The following is a 22,571-nucleotide window of genomic DNA, read 5'->3' on the forward strand; positions in this document are numbered from 1 at the left end:
TTCTAACGGTATTTCGGGGTATATTTTTGAATTATATTCAATAAATATTAATGTTTAATGATTTTTTATCTGTGAAACGATATTTTTTCGTAATTTAGTACAAACTATAAACACATGAAAAAAAACATCATTATTTACAATGGACATGGGCTGTCATTGAGTTTTATGCTTCGATTTCTGGAGGAACAGGGGTTCCAAAATAATTACGATTTATTAAATTCTGTTGAACCGGATGAAATTGAACATTTAGTTAATCCAAAATCTGAACTTTTAATACTATGTATTAACGGATTAAACAGTGCAGAAGCGCTGGATGTGGTTGATAAAAGTCTTCATCGGAATCCGGAAATGAATGTGATCATTGTCTCCATTTCATCTGAGGTGAAAATCATCAAGAAATTTTTTGACAGGGGCATTAAAGGCTTCCTCGGTAAATATACCGATTACAAGGAATTTCAGTTGGCCATCACCCGGGTCTTGGAAGGCCATGTATATGTCAGCAATGATTCTAAAGCAGCGATGGTAGATTCCATTTGCAATGTAGATGAGAAAAAGCATGACGGGGTTCACAGGTCCGAATTGACGGCAAGGGAACTGGATGTGCTGCATCTGATTTGTGAAGGACTGCGCAGTAAGGAAATAGCCGAGCGGCTTTTCATCAGTATTCATACTGTAGATTCTCACCGCCGGAATATTATGCTGAAGTTCAATATCAATAATTCTTCACAGCTCGTGAAGTATGCTTTAGAAAACAGTCTGGTAGGGTAGCAGAAGCTGTCCCGTATGAAAACAAAAATGCAGAGTGCCATATGGTGCTCTGCATTTTATTTTGACAGCAAAAAAGAAAGTTGAGGAATAAATTCCTCAACCCCCTTGAAAACATCACTCCCAATCTGGCATTTCTGCGTCGGGGAATAAAGCTGTTCTGTCACTAGTTTGCATGGTAATCTTCTCTATATTTCTGGGCGAAATATTGTCATTGGATGTGTTCATGAAGATGATCTCTGCGTTATTCGGTGAAAATCTGGGATCCAGATCATTGGTTCCGTTTGGTTTGCTGGAGGCTACGGACCAGTCTGTCACCACATCTGTGAGTAAATTGTAAGAAAAGATGTGGGTGTCTAGTTGTCTGTAACTTGGCTCCTGATGGCCGGAGACATCATGGGTGTACAGCAGTTGGTTGCCATCTACAGAGAAGTTCAGTCCGCCGGCAGCACCGGTTACCCCCTGCAGTATGGTTTTGATGGTATTGCCCAGCATGTCTATGATGTAGATTTTTACGCTGTAGCCATTGGCATCATTGGTTTTAATGGCTATTTTACTGCTGTCATAACTCCAGTCTACTTCCGAGATAAAGCTGCCGTCCGGTGTACTGTAAATCAGCTGATGGCCACTGCCGTCTTTATTGATTTTATAGAGATTATTGAAGTTGGCATACAGGAAGTCCTGTCCGTTGGTGCTCCAGGAAAAATCAATTTCAGCGTTATCAAAGCCAGCTACCGGCACTGTGGTTACCTGGAATTCCTGAGAACCATCGGGTTTTGCGGTAAAAATTTGTGCATTACCGCCTACGGTCCTCAGAAATGCAATGAGTCCTGCATTCTGGTTGAGTCTGGGCCGCCAGCTGTTGCTGTTAGACGTGGTAAACGGAAAATTGGTATTGGTTTCATTGGCAGATACGATATAGTAATTACCATTGGCATGTTTTTTCACATAATGGAATCTGTTATTGGGTGTGGTGCTGGTTTTGAACCGGAACACCGGACTGTTTACCGGCGGATTAATACCGTCATTCGCCTCAACCTGCCAGTAATAAGTGACCCCAAATTTCAGGCTGTCCAGGTAATAATGGGTGTCGGTAAGGTCGTTTACCGTAATGACGTTCAGGTCAAAATCATTTTTGATCACTACTTTGTATTTCAGTATGTCTGTAGAATCAGGGTCTGTGCTGCTCCAGCTCAAATCTACTTCCAGTGGCTGGTCTGTCGCATTGTCTATAGGACTGATGAGGACTGGTACAGAGGGTGGCGAGTTCAGTGAGTTGTCATCGCTCATTTCAAATACCACGGTCACTACCTGCTGTTCTGTTTTCAGGTTTACCCCCTGAAAGCTGGTGATGTACCCGTTCAGTTCTGCACGTACCGAATAATCACCCAGCGGAATATTCTCGATGATGAAGCTGCCATCGTCCCCGGTAAATACTGTTTCGGTAGTGGGAGAGGTGTGTACTTTTACATTCTTCAGTGGTTCATTGGTGCCTTGTTTTACGACAAGACCTTTTACGGTTCCGGTTTCTACCTTGCCCACCAGTTCTTCGCTGCACGAACTCAGGGAGAGCAGCAGCAACAAGACAGATATATATTGTATAATAGTTTTCATGATTTTAATTTTTTTTGCTGTTTGAACTAAAATAATAATTGATACCTATTCCTGCATGTATTCCGTGGTCCTTGCGGCTTCCGCGAATCAGGTCGTCCCAGTCATCGGTAAAGCCCAGGTCGTATTGTGTTACGGCACGGATTCCAAGGTTGGGTTTTGCAAGGTATTCGAGGCCACCGCCAAACTGAACTTTGAATCTTGTTTTGTCCGGCAGCAGGAAAGATCCGGCACCGGCGTATACAAATGGTGTCAATTTGTACTTCGGTGTAATCATGTACTCGATGTTGATATCAGTCATTACTCCGGATTTCTTGATGATGTCTCTGTTTTCTATGGTGGCATACCCGAAATTTACTTCGGCATTGATGTGGTTGGTGATGAAGTGTTTATAACCCACCTTTCCGCCCAGGGTCATTCTGGCATCGGTATAATCCCCTTTGATCTGATAGCCTTCCAGGTATCCGAAGATGGAATTTTTCTGGCGGTGATTTTCATGGATTTTGTCTTCAATAAACCGGTTGTTGTTTACTTGTTGTTCGGAACGGTATGCGGTAATGATTTTATTGAAATCATTGGGGTTCCGCAGTTTGTTGGCCCACAGGTTATCCTTTACGCCTTCCACAATCAGAGAGTAAACTGCTTTCTCTATGGCTTCTGTTACCGCCAGGTGTACGGGTTCGTTCTGGGTAATGCCGACATCAGATTCCAGCAATCTTTCGGTGTCTATAAATCTGAAGAAGTTTCCGCTTACGCTGGTAGAAAGTATGGTTTTTGAAGTGTAAACAGTTTTCAGGATTTCCCCGGATGAGGTAGAAACTGCCCGTAAATATACGGTAATGCGGTCCTGTCTGTACTGTGCGCTGGCACCAAGCCCAAAATATCTGGCGCCTAATCCTCCGGTCATCACGTTGGTGTCATAGGAGATTACGCCGCCTTCCAGAATCATCCCTGCAAACAGCAAAGGTGCTAATGGGACGTTTTCAGACCGGTTCATCTCGGAGTATTCCTTTCTGGTACTGCGTATGATCTGTCTCTCATTCAGTAGATTCCCGATGTTTTCGCGTTCTATGGCGGTAAACCACTTGCTGTCTTCCAGTGCTTTCAGCAGGATAGCGGTGGTGCCTTGTGGGATGGCGGTGCTCCAGCTGGCGCCATTTTCCAGTGCTTTGTACTGGCCTGTCTGATCTCTGAATTTATAAACGCCTACCACAATCTTATCTTTGGGAGCGGGCAGGCTCTGTATTACAGGAGTAGATGGGGTAATTTCTCCCATTGTGGATTTCTCTTTTGTAGTAGGAATGTTGAGTAACTTACAACTGTGGAGAAGCAGAACAATAAGAGAAAGAAGAGTGATTCTTAATGTATGGTGTGTTTTCATGGGTTTTTCTTTTAGTGTTAACCTTAGCCGGGGACCACAATTTCAGACTGCTCGCCGGTGCTGGTATTCAGGATGTTGATCAGCAGGCCCTGGGATGTCTGAATCACCTCCAGATAAATAGATCCGAAGATGTAGGTTCCGGGTTTAATTTCACCGTCACCAAACTGCTCACCAAAAAGCTTTCTGGACAATTCGCTGAGGATTTGCCGGTTCAGACTTTCGGTGAAACTGTCCAGTGAATTGAGATCCCGAAGTAGATCAAAACGGGAATCTCCTCCATCAAACTGGTTCTGGGCACTTGCGGAGCTCAGAAGCCACTGGTAATTGAAAGTGTCGCCTCCAAAAGCCGGATTGATGGGCTTGTACACAAGTTGTTGCGCCTGGGCTGTAATAAAGCCGGTCAGGAGCAGGGTGAGTATATAAAAAAGTTTCATGGTTTTTAATATTTAAATTCCTTGTTCCGAAGGGAATTGCGGCTGTTGTACTCTATGAGTATGGCCAGTGTACGGTCTGCCTCGCCTTCCAGAAGTTCTTCATTGGGTTGTGTAAGGAAGCTGTAGATGGTCTGGTCATCTATGGTGACCACAATTCTGCTGCTTCGCCCGAAGGAAGGGAGTTCAGAAATGGTAATGGTTCCTTCAAATTTCTTAGGAATCTGATTGTATTTTTTATAAAACGAATCGTAAAAGAACTGTCCAAATTTGGTGCGGGTGTCATCTATGGTGATTCCGCTGAGTTCGAGATCGTGTTCCGGGATATAATCTACAGTTTCTGAGGCAAACTTTTCGGTATGTACCTCCAGACTGTCTTTGGAGATGACTTCGTCTGTTTCTTCATCTTTCAGAAACAGGTAAACCTTCAGCGCATCATCTTTGTCTATGTTGAGGTTTGTTTCCGAAAGGATTTTGGTTTCATTTGGTTTCAGAGAAAATTTGCCACTTTGTTTATTGGATGAAGTGCCGGATTTTCCTTTTTTTACCGAAACCAGAATATAATTCAAATCGTGAAAAGTTGCAGAATTACTGACGGCTAATGCCTGAATTTTGGTAAGCCCCTGATTTTTATTGGTGATGATTTTTGCGCTTACCATGTCTGTAGATTGTGCGGATATTTTGTTTACCAACGTTAGTACCAGTAAGAGTGAGAAAAGAGTTTTCATTTTCAAGGGATTAATAATTCCTCACAAATATGGTCATGTCATTGGCCCGAACATTGATTTTCATTCCGTCTGAGATGCTGTTGCTTCCGGTGATGTCAATGTAGTTGCCGGATCCTGTGATGTTCACCTGGGTGTTGGTAGGATGGCTGTTGGGATTGACGTAGTAAGTGGTATTGTAGTTTCCGGTCTGGTTCAGTTCTATGTAGTTGGGAGAGCGGTCTGCCATTTCTACGATATTGCCGGTTCCGGTTTGGTTTACAATATCAATACTTTTAATATCCGGGTTTTGCTGCAGAATCTGAGCGCGTTCGTAATAATCCAGAATATTACTGCTGTTGATTTGTGTTAACGTTGTAGCCTGAGTGTAAGCTGAAGGGCAGAACATTAAACAAATCATTATGGTCCATAATGCTTTCATTGTTTAATGAATTTAAAATACAGGAGGAAAAATTTTCCTCCTGCATTATTGGTTTATTTACAGCTTAGTTAGACTGATTTACGTTCATCACGTTCAGGTTACCCAACTGAGTTCCTAAATGGAAGTGACCAGTACCATCTTGTTGTACTCTTGTGTAGTTATCATTTCCAATTTGGAAATCATAAGCTTGATTGGAGTTGCCATCTTGGAATTGACGTAATTCGTTATTGTCGCCGAGTTGTAATCCAAAAGTAGTGTTATCATTTCCAGTTTGTTCAGACCAAGCAAAGTTACCGTCTCCGGTTTGGGTGTGTGTAGCGGAGTTGTCATTACCGTACTGATCTTGCCATAGCAGGTTGTTATTTCCTGTTTGTACACCCAGTGTGCTGTTACGGTTTCCATACTGCCATGATTCTGCATGGTTGTTGTTCCCGTATTGGCGTTGTTCTGCTTCATTATCGTTGCCGTCTTGAATCTGTTGGATGTAGTTGTCATCACCCCACTGTTCTGCCCAGGCATCGTTTCTGTTTCCAAGTTGATCCTGATCAATTTCGTTGTCATCTCCTATCTGAAGGGCTACAGCTACGTTTCTGTTTCCATCCTGATATTGATCAATTGCGTTACCATCACCTAATTGTCCGGCCCAGGCACTGTTTCTGTTTCCTTGTTGTTCCTGATCAATTTCGTTGAAATCACCAATTTGTCCGGCGAAAACTTCATTACGGTTTCCTACCTGTAATTGATCTACAGAATTGAACATTCCATCCTGATAAGTCTGAGCAGCATTTCTGTTTCCCATCTGAGTAGTTGTGTTGAAGTTTGCGACTCCCATTTGATCTACATCAATACTGTTGCGGTTACCCTGGCTTAAGCCCAGGTTCAGGTTGAATGCTCCTGTTTGATCTACAGTTGCCACGTTGCGGTTACCATCCTGCGTTAATACATTAGTATTCAAGAAACCGGTCTGGTTAATGGTGGCATTGTTACGGTTACCGTCCTGGGTAGTAACGTCCACATTCATCTGTGCGTAAGCAGCGCTTACTGTCATAAGTGCGATTGCACTTGCAAATAGTTTTTTCATGTTTAAAAAATTTTTTGGTTAGTTTGTGATACAAATGTATTTCGTTTCGAAAGGCAATCAATCACTATTTTTAATGAAATTATAAAAATCACGGAAATCAATGAGAAAGATGGGGGAAAACACCCTTTGTGTTATTAATGGTACAGCGTAACGTTTAATTTATTAAAAAATATTTATTTATTCTCACGAGTGTATTAATGTTTAATTAGTTGCAAATCAGAATGTTATGGTTGGAAATATCGACTCTCAACATTGTGATTTATACTTTTAATTAACAACTGTTTATTTAGATGATTTAGTAGCTTTTGGTGGTGTATTTACTTTAAAATTTATAGTGAATAAGTGATTTTGAAGGATATGTTTTGAGTCTTGATGAGTCATTTTGGATTAAATATTTCACGATTTCAGATCATCTTTTTTTCGTATATTTTATTTCCTGTGTGATTTTTCATGTAATTCCCGGAATATTTTTACTTCAATTCTTCACTTTTTTCTGTTTTGCGACAACTCTGTGATACATATTGTGCATCACATATTATTTTTTTAAATAAACCAGGAAACTATTTTGGTTTATTAGTTTCCTTTGTTTTATATTTGCACCACAAAAATTACAGATGGATCAAGTTTTTTTAGAAAAAGTTTCGGCGCTGTTTATAGATAATGGTGCAAAAACCCTCACCATGGATGATATTGCGCGGGAGTTTGGTATGTCCAAGAAAACACTTTATCAAAAATACGCCAATAAGGAATCCTTACTGGAGGATGTGCTGACCTACCAACTGGAACTGGTGATTGCCAAGCTGAATAAGCTGGATGAAGAGGTGCAGAATGCCATAGAACGGATGTTTTGCCGGGATGAACATATAGAAAATGCGGTGAGATCCAATAATTCTTTACTCATCCGACAGCTCATCCGGTACTATCCCATGATTTTTACCAAACATATGCGGAAGTTTTCTGAAAAGTTCTCTGATGTAATGGTTAATAATGTGGAGCGGGGCAGAGAGCAGGGTTACTACAGAACCAATTTTGATGCGAAGATCTATGCAAAAATTTTCTTTCAGCTCATTATGTCTTATCACAGTTCACCCATGCTGGACACTTCAGAATATCCTTTTTCTGAATACAAAGATGAAGTTATGATGATGTATATGAATGCAATCACCACAGAAAAAGGCAAAAAATACTTAGAAAAATATACCCAATAATAATGAAGAAATTAATCTTAAGTCTCGGTTTGTGCGGCGGCCTTGTATATGGACAGGAGGCTCGATTGCTTACCCTTCCGGAAGCCATTACTCATGCGCTTCAGCACAAAGCAGACGCCGAAAAAGCCAGGCTCAACATCAAGAAAGGAGATGCTCAGATTGCCGAAGTAAAGGCCAATGCATATCCTAATATCACATTCAATAGCAATACGTCTTACAATCCGTTGCTTCAGGAAACCGTGTTGCCAGGAGAAATGTTCGGGATGCCGGGTCAGCAGATGAAGGTGGCTTTCGGACAGAAATGGACATCCAGTAATATGGTGCAGCTGTCTCAGACCCTGTTCAACCAGTCGGTCTTTACCGGACTGAAAGCGGCCAGATCTACCAAAGAATTTTATCTGATTAATGCAGAACTGACAGAGGAGCAAATCATTGAAAAAGTGGCCAATGCCTACTTTCAGGTCTATCAGGCAGATCAGATGCTGAATAATGCCGAAAGTAACCTCGCAATTACCAATCAGACCATTGACATCATTAAAGGTTTATATGATGCCGGCCTGGCCCGCAAGATTGACTATGACCGTGTGGTAGTGGCCCGTAATAATGTGAGCTCCGGCGTGCAGCAACTGGAAAATGCAGTAGATCTTACAGAGAATGCGCTGAAGTTTATGATCGGGATGGATATGAACCAGGAAATTGAACTGCCGGAACAAAGTTTTGACCCTGCTGTCCTGCCGGACCGCGATGCGGATCTGGAAAACCGGACCGAGGTGAAGCTCATGAATAAACAACTGGAATTGCTGGATTGGCAAAAGAAGGCTTCAGAAGCAGAATACTATCCCGTGGCATCACTTTCTGCCAGTTACGGTTTCCTGGGGCAGGGGGATAAAATGCCCTGGTGGAATGGTCAGAAAAACGGTGTGTACTGGTCAGATATGGCGTCCATAGGTCTTAATATTCATGTGCCTATTTTTAACGGTTTTGCTACAAAATCCAGAATTGAACTCAACCAGATTGAGATTGAGAAGGCACAGGCAGATCTTCGCGAAACCAAACTGGGACTGAGTCTTGAGCATAAAAATGCTGTGACTCAGCTGGAGAATAACCTGACCATGATAGAAACTCAAGAAGAAAATGTGAAGCTGGCAGAAGAGGTTCTCTCTAATACCCGCAGCAATTATCAGCACGGTCTGGCTACATTAAATGATATCCTGGATGCGGAACGGGATCTTACCGAGGCCAAAAATAACCTTACCACCGCTAAATTAGACTATAAACTTGCAGAAATTAACCTGCTGAAATCGCAGGGAAAACTTAAAACATTAAACAACTAAATCAATGAAAAAGAACGTAATTATATCCATCCTTGCCGTATTAGGAATAGGCGCAGCATTCTACTTCATTCTTCAGAACAATAAGAAGAAAAATAATGAACAGGTGGCGATTGTTGCCGAAAAGAACACCAATATAGCGGTGCGTACGGCTACAGTGGCTGCAGAAGATGTCAGCGGTGAGTTTCTGGTAAATGGTACCTTTCTGCCAAACCGTCAGGCGCAGATTTCTGCAGAGATGGGCGGGCAGCTTATTGCACTTTACGTAAAAGAAGGAAGCTATGTGAGCGCAGGTCAAAGTATCGGGCGTTTATCCGGTGACAAAGTGAATGTCAATGTATCCAGTGCCAAAGCCAATCTGGATAATGCACAGATGGCACTCAACCGGTATGAGCAGGCGTATAAAACGGGTGGTGTAACCGCATTACAGCTGGATCAGGCCCGTTTGCAGGTAACCAATGCCAAAGCGCAGTTGCAGTCTGCTAACTTAACATCAGGCGACACCAATATTATTTCCAAGGTAAGTGGTATTGTAAACCAGAAGTTTGTAGAAGTAGGGACTGTGCTGGGTGCAGGAACCCCAATTGTGGAAGTGGTGGATATCTCTTCGGTAAAGCTGAAGGTAGATGTAGATCAGTCTCTGGTCAGTGAACTGGCAGTAGGCAATATTGTGAAGGTTCAGCCGGATGTGATAGAAGGAACTGTAGATGGCAGAATTACTTTTATTGCCCCGTCTTCATCCGGAGCATTGAAGTTCCCCGTGGAAATTACGGTCCAGAATTCAGGTCGTCAGTTAAAGGCCGGGATGTACGGAACAGCTGTTTTTAACCGTTCCGGATCCAGTAATGTGCTTACCGTACCGCGCGAGGCGTTTGTGGGAAGTGTAAGTGATAATCAGATTTTTGTGGTACGCGGAGATAGGGCCCACCTTACCAAGGTACAGAGCGGCGTTAACTTTGGGGAAAAAGTAGAAATCATCAGCGGTCTGAAGGCCGGCGATCAGGTGGTAACCAGCGGACAGATTAACCTTACGGATAAGTCCAAAGTGAAAGTCCTGAAGTAATAACCGAAGAGTAAATATCAATGAAATTAGCAGAAGTATCGATTAAAAGACCAAGTTTGGTCATCGTCATGCTGGTGATGCTCATCATAGGCGGGTTATTCAGTTATTCCCAGCTGAGTTATGAGCTCATACCAAAGTTTGAAGTTAAAGTAGTTACCGTGGCTACCGTATATCCGGGGGCTTCTCCGGCCGAGGTAGAAAACACGGTTTCCAGAAAAATAGAAGATGCCGTTTCTTCCCTGGAAGGGGTTAAGAAAATCCAGGCAAAATCCTACGAGAGTTTGTCCGTTGTGATTATAGAATTCAACTCGGATGCTGATGTAGATTATGCACTGAATGATGCCCAGCGGAAGATTAATGCCATTCGCTCTGATTTACCGGAGGATATAGATGAACCGTCACTTTCTCAGTTCTCACTGTCGGACATGCCGATTATGAGTATGGGGGTTACGGCCAGTCTTACGGAGAATGAACTGTATGACCTGATAGACCAGCGCATTCAGCCGGAGCTTTCCAGAATTCCCGGTGTGGCGCAGGTAAACATCATCGGCGGACAGGAGCGTGAGATCCGTATCAACCTGAACCAGAGCAAAATGGAAGGGTATGGACTGACCATTCCTCAGGTGCAGCAGATTATTTCCATGTCCAATATGGACTTTCCTACCGGTAACCTGAAAACCAGAGAGAACAGTACACTGATCCGTCTTTCCGGAAAGATATCTTCCGTAGATGAATTGCGAAATCTGATGATCTCGTCTAGAAACGGTCAGAATATCCGCCTTTCAGATATAGCCGAGGTGCAGGATACCCAGAAAGAAGTAGATAAAATTGCCCGGATCAATCAGGAAAACACCATCATGCTGCAGGTTGTGAAACAGACCGAAGCCAATGCGGTGGAAGTGAGTGAGCTGGTACAGGCAAAAATGGCCAGCATACAGGAGCAGTATAACCCCCAAAATGTACAGATTAACCTGGCTAATGATACTTCTGTATTTACGCTAGAAGCAGCCAATGCGGTAATTAAAGACTTGCTGATTGCAATTCTGCTGGTGGCATTTGTAATGCTGTTTTTCCTGCACAGTTTCCGGAACGCCCTTATTGTAATGGTGGCCATTCCTACGTCGCTTATTGCAACATTCATTGGTCTGTACCTGCTGGATTACAGTCTGAACCTGATGAGTTTGCTGGGACTTTCTCTGGTAGTAGGGATTTTGGTGGATGATGCCATTGTGGTGATTGAAAATATTCACCGCCATATGGAAATGGGGAAAAATAAAGTTCGGGCAGCCTATGACGGGGCCAAGGAAATCGGTTTCACAGTAACGGCCATTACCCTTGTAATTGTGGTGGTGTTCCTTCCTATTGCCATGAGTAGCGGTATGGTGTCCAATATCATTAAGCAATTCTGTGTCACGGTGGTAATTGCCACATTGCTGTCGCTCTTAATTTCCTTTACGGTGGTGCCGTGGCTGTTTTCCCGTTACGGAAAACTGGAAACCATCAGCAACAAAACCCTTTTCGGAAAAATTATTGAGAAATTTGAAGCGGGACTTACTTGGTTTACCGGTAAAATTGAAGGCATTATGAAATGGAGTCTTCATAACAAGATCAAGACATTTGCTGTGGTATTTCTGTTGTTTGTAAGTTCTATTTTGCTTGCAGTTTTCGGCTATATCGGTTCAGATTTTTTTCCAGGAACGGACAAAGGAGAATTCCTGGTACAGATTGAAATGCCGAAAGATGTATCCATAGAAGAAACCAACTTCATGACTCAGAAAGCAGAGGCTTATCTGGCGCAAAAACCGGAAATTGTGAGCATGATTACTTCTGTAGGTCAAGTAAGTGGGGGTATGGGTGCCATGCAGTCTACCGCATATAAATCTGAAATTAATATTGAACTGATTGATAAAAGTGAGCGGGAAGAAACCACCAAGGTATATTCTGCAAAGCTGAAAAGAGAACTTGAAAAGGAACTGGTAGGAGCCAAGGTAACTACAGTGCCGGTAGGATTTATGGGTGCAGAGATGGCTCCACTGCAAATGACCGTGACCGGTGCAACCTTTGAAGATGCTATGGCATATGCAAAACAAGCGGAAGCACAACTAAGAACCATAGACGGTGCGTCAGAAATTAAGCTGAGTGTGGAAGAGGGAAATCCTGAAATTTCTGTTACGGTAGACCGGGATAAAATGGCAACGCTGGGACTGAATGTAGCCACAGTGGGGCAGACGCTGAGAACTGCTTTTAGTGGCAATGATGACAATAAGTTCCGTACCGGATCCAATGAATATGACATCAATATTATTCTGGATGAAGCCAACAGAACCAGTATAGATGATGTGCGGGCTATTACTTTTGTGAATGCAGACGGAATGTGGGTGCAGTTGTCACAGTTCGCAGATATTAATTTCTCTTCAGGGCCTGCTTTGCTGGAACGCTATAACAGAACGCCTTCTGTAACGGTACAGGCTCAGGTGGTTGGTAAAACCACCGGTACCATCGCAGGAGAGTGGGAAGCCCAAATGGAAAACGTGAAAAAACCCGCTGGAGTAGAGTGGGTTTGGGGCGGAAATATGGAGAACCAGAGTGAAGGATTTGGAACCCTGGGGGTCGCATTGCTTGCAGCCATCCTGCTGGTATATATGATTATGGTGGTGCTGTATGATGATTTTGTGAAGCCGTTCATTGTTTTGTTCTCTATTCCGTTGTCATTTATCGGAGCCTTGTGGGCGTTGGCTTTAACCAATCAAAGTTTAAATATTTTTACCATTCTCGGTATTATTATGCTCATTGGTCTGGTGGCCAAGAACGCGATTTTATTGGTAGATTTTGCCAATCACAGATTAGATAAAGGTGAGTCTATTGAGAATGCATTAATCCAGGCGAACCATGCACGTCTTCGTCCTATTCTGATGACGACCATTGCCATGGTGTTCGGGATGTTACCTATTGCTATGGCATCGGGAGCTGCAGCTGAGATGAATAATGGTCTGGCCATCGTAATTATCGGAGGTTTGATTTCATCATTGTTCCTTACCCTGATTATTGTGCCGGTGGTATATTATATTGTGGTGAAAATAGAAAACCGTTTTTCGCATAAAGAGAAAATCAACTATGAAGAGGAGATGGTTGCAGACTATGAACATCTGCATCCTGATCAGGAAATTGATTTTTAAAAACAGTTAGAAAGTTAGTAGAAACCCTGGATTTTTTTCCGGGGTTTTTTAATGGGGTGTGGCGGGATGAATCATGATCCGAAATCTGGTGTGTTTATGCCATGTAATACATATCAATGTTGCTCACGGTGATTTTAGCTGCTTTTGTCACAATAGTGAGAATGTGGTGCGAGCTTTGTTGCAATAGGGCTTCGGCAAAAAATAGGCTGCATTATAATTTTTTTTATATATTTATAACATAAATTTTAAAAAATTAACAATGACAAATTTTTACATGAAAGAATCACCCGGAAAGAAGTGGTTTACCACTTTTAGAAGTATGATGCTTATGCTGCTGTTTGTCACAGCAAGTATAGGATTGAAAGCGCAGTTATGGAATATTAATTACTGTTCTGGTCTGCCATCTGTAACGCAGAGTAGTACGTACGGACCTATGTATTCCACTGCTTCGGCTAACGCAACGAACAGAACTGCATCCATTTATCCATCTGCACAGCTGGCAGGGATTGCAGCCCAGCAGCTTACCAGTATCTATTGGCACACCGGCGCAGGGAATGCATCCGGAATGTTGGGTACGCCTAACCTGAAGATTTACCTGAAAGAAGTTACCCAGGATGATTGGGGATCTTCAGCAGTGGATTGGGCTACAGAAATAGCCACCGCAACACTGGTTTACGATGGTAACCCTGCTGCTGCCATAGGAACCGGCGGCGGATGGAAAGAATTTTCACTCACTGCTCCATTCACCTACACGGGTACCCAGAATCTTGCCGTATTTACGGAATATCATAATTCTACAGCAAGCAATTCTATTACATGGTCTTATGAATACACCACTCCCTGTATTCCCTCTACTAGCGGTACGGCAACAAAATATTCCAATAATACGACCGGCACCCTGCCAACCTCGCTGGGTACAAGTAATGCCAGACGAGCTTATATCGGATTTGACTTCCCGGTTAGTTGTAATGCTCCTACCAATGTGGTGGTTTCTGCTGTTACTCAGACAGGCGCTCAGATTGATTGGGTAGCGGGTGGTACAGAAACATTATGGGAATATGTGCTGCAACCTGCCGGTGCGGGAGTTCCGACGGCAGGAACCCAGATCAGTACGCCTTCTCTTACGCTGACCACTCAGCTTACTGCCAATACAAATTATGAGTTTTATGTTCGTTCCAACTGTGGCGGAACAGACGGAGATAGTGTGTGGAAAGGTCCTTATACGTTCAAAACTTTATGTGGCCCGGTAACGTCGATGTTTGAGGATTTTGACACTTATGCCACCGGAAGTATTGTGCCGGATTGCTGGGTGAGACTTACTCCACCGGCTTCCAGCGGATCTCAGACCATCAGTTCTTCCACCCCCGCTTCGGGAACCAGAAATATTTATCAGTATGCTTCTGCAACCCAAAATGCAGTAATTGTGGTATTGCCGGAATTCACTAATGTGAATGCGGGAACTCATTGGCTAAGATTCAAAGCAAGAGTCAGCTCATTACCGGGAGATCTGGAAGTGGGCTATGTAACGGATGCTGCTGATTATAATAGTTTCGTTACGCTTAGTGTATTGTCTATTACGAACACCGTATACACGGCACCGGATTCAGAATATACAGTGATAGTGCCGAATACAGTGCCTGCAGGTGCACGTTTGGCTATCAGAAATCCTAGTGATGCCAAATCCTACTATTGGGATGATGTATACTGGGAGCCTGTTCCTACTTGCTTCGTTCCGGAAAATACTTCCGTTGCTTCCATTGCTGCAAACACTGCAGATGTGACCTGGACTGCACCGACACCAGCTCCTGCAAATGGATATGATGTGTACTACAGCACGGTGAATACTGCGCCTACAGCAAGTACTGTTCTGGATGCTACCAATTCAGTTTCTGTAGGAGCCGGAATCACTACCGCAACCATCCCCGGACTTACGCCTGCGACTACTTATTATGTATGGGTGAGATCCAATTGTGGAGCCGGTGACCTGAGTGCATGGGCGGAAGCGCCATCATTTGTCACCGCTTGTCTGGCATTTGCTGTGCCTTATGCAGAGAATTTTGATACAACAGCCACTGGTTCATCATCAAATAATAATGCGCCTACCTGCTGGACGTATTATGAAGCGCCGGGATCTACCGGTTACGGATATGTTTATGGAACCGCCACCAATGTATTGTCGCCTCCAAATTCATATTATCTGTATCGTTCCTCCAGCACTACAGGAGAAATGATGCTGATTTCGCCGAATACCACAGCGCTGAGTGACGGGACAAACCGCGTAAGATTTTCTGCGAAAAGTACCAACTCCGGAACACTGGAGGTAGGAACTATGGATAATCCGGCAAACCCATCCGGTTTTACGGTGATTCAGACTTTCACGCTGACCAATACCTTCGAAGAATATATCGTGAACTTGCCTGTGGGAACCGATACGTATTTTGCTTTCAATAACTCCTCTTCAGCTGCAGGTAACGCTTATATAGATGATGTCTTTGTAGAAGATATGCCAACTTGTGTAGAGCCTACCAGTGTGACCGTCAGCAATATTCTGGAAGACAATGCAACGTTGAACTGGGTAGATGCCATTACATTACCGGCGACATACGATATTTATATCTCCACGAACAATACGCCGCCTTCTGCATTAACATCGCCAACTATTTCCGGAGTATCGGGAACCAGTACTTCTCTGGGTACACCGCCATTGACGCCATCTACCACTTATTATGTGTGGGTAAGATCCAATTGTGGTGCGGGTGATGTAAGTATCTGGACAGAGGCAGTATCATTTACAACCATGTGTGATGCACCGGCCATTTTATCTGTAGTTAATGGTACCGTGTGTGGAGCGACAGGTACAGCGAATTTAAGTGCTACGGGAGAAGCGGGCGCTACGCTGAACTGGTATTCCACACCAACAGGCGGTACTGCTCTGGGTACGGGTAATACCTTTACAACTCCTACCATTTCTGCAACTACCAGCTATTATGTAGGAGCGAGCATAGGAACTACGAGTACACAATATGTGGGACCTGTAGATCCGTCCATGGGTACAACTTCTGCATACGGAACAGATCATTACAGAATATTCTTTACTGTAAATACGGATCTTACCTTCGCAGCGGTAGATATTTTCCCTACCGTATCGGGTGCCAGTGGTGTGCTTGGAATTTATGATGCGGCTACAGATGCATTGCTTCATTCTATACCGTTCACCACTACAGTGGCAGGGTCTGCAAGCAGCCCGGTTGCAGAGACCGTAGATTTGAATGTTCAGTTATCTGCAGGAGATTATTACATCAAGCAGGCCGGAACTTCTGTATCATTGCTTAGAAATACCACTGGTGCATCGTTCCCTTATTCCACACCGGAATTAAGCATCACCGGACACAACTTTAATGGTTATCCGCAGTATTACTACTTCTTCTATAACTTCAGAATTGTAACTGGATGTGAATCTCCTCGTCAGGAAGTTATTGCTACGGTAGATCCGAACTGTACGATGTCTACGGTTGAGGTTGCAGGTGAAAACGATGTTCAGGTTTATCCGAATCCGTTTACCGATATTGTACATGTTTCAGACATTAAAGATGTGAAGCGTGTAACCGTTCTGGATATGGCCGGAAGAGTAGTGAAAACTATTTCTGATCCGGAAAGAGCACTTCAGTTGGGTGATCTGAAATCCGGAATGTATATTCTGAAACTGGATTATAAAGATGGAGTTTCGCGTTCTGCGAAAGTGATTAAAAAATAAATATTCTTTTAACCGACCTATGTTGAAGGCAGCTTTTCGAAGCTGCCTTCTTTTTTTATAAAATAGAGCGGTGTGGAGGGTTAAACATTTGTTTGTTTTTGTTAGGTGTCAGATAATTTTTAATTGTAATAAGGTGGATAAAGTGATAGTTTTCCACAATTTGTTGCAGAATTGAAAAAATACTGTACCTTTATCCTCACTTAAATTTTAACCTATGAAACAAAATTACAGGAAGCCCTGGCGCTGGCGCCATGGTTTTAGGAAGGCAGGATTAGCTGCCCTTCTGTTCTTTGGAGCTGTGAAAGGGGTGGATGCGCAGATAAATGCTTATTCCTTTTCGCAGTCAAGCGGAACTTTTACCAGTATTAGTTCTACTGGTACGTTAGTGCCTGGAAGTGAGGCTACCACAGAAACCACACATGATGGATCCGGCTGGACAGTCACCATTCCTTTCGCATTTAATTTTGACGGAGCGGATTATACCTCCATTTATGTCAATTCCAATGGGGGAGCAACCTTTGGCACAACCAGTACATCCTCTTCAGTAATCTCCTCGAGTACCGCATATAATGGTGCTATTGCTGCGATGAACCGGGACCTTTGGGGCGTATTTATTACCGGAGGGGTAACTACTAGCGGATCAAATGTGATTACCGATGTGGTTGCAATGCCCGGTATTGAAATCGGAAAACAGCTGAACAATGTGAACGGAATCCCGAGTGGCGCTACAGTAACTGCATTTGATGAAGTGGCAGGTACTATTACAATGTCTGCTCCAGCAACCGGAAGTTCCACTTCGGCGGTCGTACGTTATGGTTCAGGTAAAATCTTAACGGCGGTAGAGGGAACGGCTCCTAACCGTACGTTTGTTATAGAATGGATCGGGTATAATGATTACAGTACGGCTATATCGGGAAGTAATCACCTTAACTTTCAGGTGAGACTTGCTGAATCTGCTAATACCGTTGCAATAGTATATGGTCCTCAGTATAACATCAGTACTACATCCAGAACCAATCAGGTGGGCTTAAGAGGTGCCACAAATACGGATTACAATAACAGAACTGCCAGTATCAGCACGCCATGGGATAATTCTACAGCTGGAACCAGTAATTCTTCCACTGTTGCAAGGAATAATACAAATTTTCCTGCTCCTGGTCTGACTTATTTATGGACGCCGCCAAGTTGCGTGGCACCGGGAGGTATTTCTACCGGACTTGTAACGATGACGACAATTCCGGTTTCCTGGGGTGTGTCGCCGTCGGCGGCCGTTTCCGGATACACTATTTATTACAGTACTACGAATGCAGCACCTGATGCTACTACGGTGCTGGATGCTACCAATTCGGTTACTGCCGGAGCTGCAGCCACCAGTGTGGATATTACCGGATTGACTTCAGCAACCACTTACTATCTCTGGATAAGGACAGACTGCGGTGCTTCAGATGTAAGTAATTGGGTATCAGTAGGGTCAGTGACTACTGCTTGTGCTCCTGTAGCGGCTCCTTTCCTGCAGGAATTTAGTGGTGGTTCATTGCCGGGATGCTGGACCAATCAGAACCCGGTGTCTTCAGTGGCTAATGCACTGTGGAAATTCAGTGGTAATGCAGATTATGGGGCAAACCTTGCCAACAACGGCAGACCTGCCGGATCTTTTGCATGGGTAGATGCCAGTTCACCTTATGATAATCTCCATAATGTGGAATTGCTCACACCTTTGATTGATCTTACCGGTCTTGCTCAGCCATATGTGTCGTTTGATTGGTTTAAAAATCACTCCAGTACTACATCAACAACACCTACGTTACCTGTTTATGATAATAACAGACTGACCGTAGATGTAAATGACGGAACCGGATGGGTGACTATTTTCACCTCAGATACCAATGCGCAAATCTGGAGAACAGAAGGCATTGCTTTGGCTGCATCTTACGTGGGAGCCACCATTCAGTTAAGATTTACCGTAGATAAAAATACAGGAACCAATCCATATTTCTATGATGATTTACTGCTGGATAATGTAGAAGTGAAAGAAGCGCCATCTTGTCTGGTACCCACTCAGGCTACGGTAGTAACGGTGGGTGCAGGAACTGCAGATTTCAGTTGGACGGCTCCGGCTACTGCTCCTTCAAACGGATATCATCTTTATTATAATACTACAGGTACAGCACCAGACGGTACCACGGTACTTGATGCAACCAATTCAATAAATGTACCTGCGGGAACTACTACGGCTACACTGCCTGGACTGGCTGCTAATACTACATATTATGTATGGGTACGCTCTAACTGTGGAGGAACGGATGTGAGTGACTGGGTGGTGATTCCATCGTTTACCACACCTTGTTCGGTATTCACTGCGCCGTGGACTTATAATGTGGAAACAGGAACTGCTACAACAAATGCATCTATTGGAGACTGCTGGACAGCTACTCCTACAGCAACCTCTTCCGCTTTCAGATGGGATCTTGATGGTAGTGGATCTACTCCTTCTTCCAGTACCGGTCCGTCTGCAGCGTACAGTGGAACGAAATATTTCTATACTGAGGCTTCCAGTGGAGGTACCGGAGCGGTTGCAGAATTGCTTTCTCCATTTGTAGATGTAAGTGCATTGACGGAACCTTCTGTACAGTTCTATTACCATATGTATGGCTCTACCATGGGAGAGTTGCATGTAGATGTTTATGATGGTGCGGCCTGGAATAATGACCTGTTTGTGCTTACCGGACAACAGCAGACTGCAGCAGCAGATGCATGGAGACTTGCAATAGTAGATCTCGGTTCACTGACGATTACAGGAAATATCCAGGTGCGCTTCAGAGCTTTACGTGGTACTGATTTCTATGGAGATATGGCCATTGATGATATTGCTTTTGTAGAAGCTCCGGCTTGTATTGCGCCTTCAGGACTTACTGCAGCAACTACGCCTGCTGATGCTACCATAACCTGGAATGCTTCATCTTCTAATCCTTCCAGCTATGATGTGTATGTAGATACAACGAATACACAACCTGCTACGCCAACTTATCCCGGAGTAACAGGAACCAGCCAGGTGATTCCGGGTGTCAGCGGAACTACTTATTATGTATGGGTGGTAGCCAATTGCGCAACTGCGACAGCTGTTGCAGGCCCTATTTCCTATACGATTCCGTTCCCGCCACCTGTTAATGATGATTGTGGTGGTGCTATAGCACTTCCTGGCGGAGTAGATTTTGTTTCCGGAGCGGTTGTAGGAACCAATGTTGCGGCAACCAATTCGCCGCAAACGGTTGCATCTTGTCAGAGCAATTCAGGAATGGATGTATGGTACACGGTGACTATTCCTTCATCCGGAAATGTAACACTGGAAACGAAAGCGGTTACCGGTAGTTCTTATACAGATTCTGTAATTTCTGCCTATACAGGGGATTGTACTACGGGACTTACCCAGATTCCGGGTGCTGCAGGATGTAATGATGATGATGGCGATGGCAATTTCTCGCTGCTTAATGTAACGGGTCAGACTCCTGGCTCAGTATTGTACGTAAGGGTATCCCGGTACAATGCCACTGCAGCTAATTCCGGAGATTTCCAGGTTTCGGCTTATGATCCGTCCTTCCTGGGTACTTCTGAGGTCATTACCGATGGCAAGGAAGTGAAAGTATATCCGAATCCTTTTACCGACATTGTGAATGTGTCAGACATCAAAGATGTTAAACGGGTAACGGTGGTAGATATGGCGGGAAGAGTAGTGAAAACAATCTCTGATCCTGCGAGAGCACTTCAGCTTGGCGATCTGAAATCCGGCATGTACATCCTGAAACTGGATTACAAAGACGGAACAGTGAAGTCTGCGAAAGTGATTAAGAAATAATTGATCATTAAATATGGAGAGGCTGGTTCTGAAAAAGAACCAGCCTCTTTTTTTATGGACTATATATGTGTTGAATAGTTTTCGTATAGAAAATTGATTAGAAAAGCAAGATTTTTATTTTATGTATATTAATTTTTGCTAAATTAGCTGTAATATAAAAAAATATACTATGAAGAAATTATTACTTTCATGTACAATGGCGCTCGGAGCTTTGGCTTATGCGCAAACCTATTGTACTCCTGTTTTTGAAGAAGGTTGCTTTGATGGAGATCAGATTGACTCTTTTATGGTATCCTCTGTGGGTTTTGCTCATCAGAATACGTTGTGTTCCAGTGCCAGCTACGAAGACTATAGTGCAACGCACTCCATCACAGTTAATGCAGGAGTTCCGTTTGGGTTCAGTGTTACCCACGGTTACAGTGACCAGGAGGTAAGAATCTGGGCAGATTTTAATAATGACGGCACATTTGATACAGCCACGGAGCTTATAGGTTCGGCATTCAGTGATATGCAGCTGATCAGTCAGGGGAATATACTGGTTCCCGGTACGGTAGCTCCCGGAAGTTACCGGATGCGGATTGCTACCCAATATTACCAGGAGCCGGTGCCTTGTTATAATGACGGCTATGGTGAAGCGCATGATTATACGTTGGTTGTGGTTGCTCCGCCATCCTGTGCAGGGCCACAAACGGTTGGGGTTGCCAATGTTACCAGCAGTACTGCAGAGGTAAGCTGGAGTGCGGTAAGCCCGGCACCATCAAACGGCTTCACCATCTATTATAATACCACCGGTGTAGGACCCACAGCAAGTACTACGCTTGATGCTACCAATTCTACAACCAGCGTTGCGTCACCGGTAACAATTTCCAATTTAACCCCGGCCAGCACCTATTATGTTTGGGTACGGTCAGAGTGCGGAACGTCTCAGGGAGTGTGGATATCCGGTTCTTCGTTTACAACTGCTTGTGCAACGATTACTCCGGCTTATACACAGAACTTTACCAACTTTGAACCGCCGTGCTGGGAGCAAGCTTCTGGTGGTGAGCCTGCTATAGGTCCAACCGGAACTTTGGATTATTGGTATTCAAGCAGTGGTGCTGCGGTGGTGAATCTCTATTCGGATTTTCTACAGGGCTGGTTGATTACGCCGGTGTTTAATCTTTCGGGAGGTGATTATACCGTTTCACTGGATTATTACATGCTGGACTGGGTCACAGGTGGCGCCGGTGTCCTGGGAAGTGATGATGTGGTACAGTTGGTGATGTCACCGGACAATGGGGTTTCCTGGACGGTGTTACATACCTGGAATGCTGCATCTAATATACCGGCTACTGCTACACAGTTCAGTTATACCGTAACCAATGGAACTGCACAGACAAAATTTGCACTTTATGCCAGCGATGGTCTGGTGAATGATCCGGAGGATAATGAATTTTTCGTGGATAATTTCAGCGTGACGCCGGCAAGTCTTGCGACGGTAGAAGTTGCAGACCACAAAAAGAATCTTCAGGTGTATCCGAATCCTTTTACGGAGTTTGTCATGATCAGTGATATCAAAGACCTGAAATCTGTGAAGGTTGTAGATATGGCTGGTCGTGTGGTGAGAGATATTACTGCTCCTTCACGTCAGTTGCAGCTGGGTGATCTGAAACCCGGAATGTATCTGCTTCAGTTGCAGTACAAAGACGGTTCGGTGAAATCGGCAAAAGTGTTGAAAAAATAACATTTGTTAATAGACTTCAGGAAAGGGGTTGACGGTAAGGGTCAATCC

The 22,571-nt window shown here is 43.9% G+C and carries 14 protein-coding genes; 8 read left to right on the forward strand and 6 right to left on the reverse strand.

What is annotated here, in order from left to right:
- The first annotated feature begins 114 nt into the window (after positions 1–114).
- Entirely contained in the window at positions 115–768 is a 654-nt protein-coding gene (locus tag LKO26_RS10925; protein ID WP_227587900.1) for a response regulator transcription factor, read from the forward strand.
- Between the two features lie 114 nt (positions 769–882).
- On the opposite strand, the gene LKO26_RS10930 is transcribed toward LKO26_RS10925, so the two are convergent.
- The 6 genes from LKO26_RS10930 to LKO26_RS10955 all read right to left on the reverse strand — a co-directional run bounded on the left by LKO26_RS10930 (position 883) and on the right by LKO26_RS10955 (position 6,382).
- Entirely contained in the window at positions 883–2,379 is a 1,497-nt protein-coding gene (locus LKO26_RS10930; protein WP_227587901.1) for a carboxypeptidase-like regulatory domain-containing protein, read from the reverse strand.
- Positions 2,380–2,383: 4 nt separating this feature from the next.
- Positions 2,384–3,757 (reverse strand): CsgG/HfaB family protein, encoded by a 1,374-nt coding sequence (locus LKO26_RS10935; protein WP_227587902.1) that lies wholly within the window; start codon positions 3,755–3,757, stop codon positions 2,384–2,386.
- A 23-nt stretch (positions 3,758–3,780) separates the two neighbouring features.
- Positions 3,781–4,191: a curli production assembly/transport component CsgF gene (locus LKO26_RS10940; protein WP_227587903.1), complete on the reverse strand. Its 411-nt coding sequence runs from the start codon at positions 4,189–4,191 to the stop codon at positions 3,781–3,783.
- Positions 4,192–4,196: 5 nt separating this feature from the next.
- Positions 4,197–4,916 carry a curli-like amyloid fiber formation chaperone CsgH gene (gene csgH, locus LKO26_RS10945; RefSeq protein ID WP_227587904.1) on the reverse strand — a complete coding sequence of 240 codons (720 nt, stop codon included), beginning with the start codon at positions 4,914–4,916 and terminating at the stop codon, positions 4,197–4,199.
- 10 nt (positions 4,917–4,926) lie between these two features.
- Complete coding sequence (locus LKO26_RS10950; RefSeq protein ID WP_227587905.1) at positions 4,927–5,334, reverse strand: hypothetical protein; 408 nt, start codon at positions 5,332–5,334, stop codon at positions 4,927–4,929.
- A 64-nt stretch (positions 5,335–5,398) separates the two neighbouring features.
- The gene (locus LKO26_RS10955) at positions 5,399–6,382 is read right to left on the reverse strand and encodes a hypothetical protein (protein ID WP_227587906.1); all 984 of its coding nucleotides are present in this window, start codon (positions 6,380–6,382) and stop codon (positions 5,399–5,401) included.
- Positions 6,383–7,029: 647 nt separating this feature from the next.
- Between LKO26_RS10955 and LKO26_RS10960 the strand changes: the two genes are divergently transcribed.
- From LKO26_RS10960 to LKO26_RS10990, 7 genes are all read left to right on the forward strand, one after another.
- Positions 7,030–7,623: a TetR/AcrR family transcriptional regulator gene (locus LKO26_RS10960; protein WP_227587907.1), complete on the forward strand. Its 594-nt coding sequence runs from the start codon at positions 7,030–7,032 to the stop codon at positions 7,621–7,623.
- A 2-nt stretch (positions 7,624–7,625) separates the two neighbouring features.
- On the forward strand, positions 7,626–8,957 hold the full coding sequence (locus LKO26_RS10965; RefSeq protein ID WP_227587908.1) for a TolC family protein: 1,332 nt from the start codon (positions 7,626–7,628) through the stop codon (positions 8,955–8,957).
- A gap of 4 nt (positions 8,958–8,961) precedes the next feature.
- Entirely contained in the window at positions 8,962–10,017 is a 1,056-nt protein-coding gene (locus tag LKO26_RS10970) for an efflux RND transporter periplasmic adaptor subunit (protein WP_227587909.1), read from the forward strand.
- Positions 10,018–10,037: 20 nt separating this feature from the next.
- Positions 10,038–13,193: an efflux RND transporter permease subunit gene (locus LKO26_RS10975; RefSeq protein ID WP_227587910.1), complete on the forward strand. Its 3,156-nt coding sequence runs from the start codon at positions 10,038–10,040 to the stop codon at positions 13,191–13,193.
- A gap of 259 nt (positions 13,194–13,452) precedes the next feature.
- Complete coding sequence (locus tag LKO26_RS10980) at positions 13,453–16,947, forward strand: fibronectin type III domain-containing protein (protein ID WP_227587911.1); 3,495 nt, start codon at positions 13,453–13,455, stop codon at positions 16,945–16,947.
- A gap of 214 nt (positions 16,948–17,161) precedes the next feature.
- The gene (locus tag LKO26_RS10985; RefSeq protein WP_227587912.1) at positions 17,162–20,800 is read left to right on the forward strand and encodes a fibronectin type III domain-containing protein; all 3,639 of its coding nucleotides are present in this window, start codon (positions 17,162–17,164) and stop codon (positions 20,798–20,800) included.
- A gap of 169 nt (positions 20,801–20,969) precedes the next feature.
- On the forward strand, positions 20,970–22,523 hold the full coding sequence (locus tag LKO26_RS10990) for a GEVED domain-containing protein (RefSeq protein WP_227587913.1): 1,554 nt from the start codon (positions 20,970–20,972) through the stop codon (positions 22,521–22,523).
- Positions 22,524–22,571 lie beyond the last annotated feature (48 nt).

The sequence above is a fragment of the Chryseobacterium sp. MFBS3-17 genome, assembly GCF_020687745.1.
GTDB lineage: Bacteria > Bacteroidota > Bacteroidia > Flavobacteriales > Weeksellaceae > Marnyiella.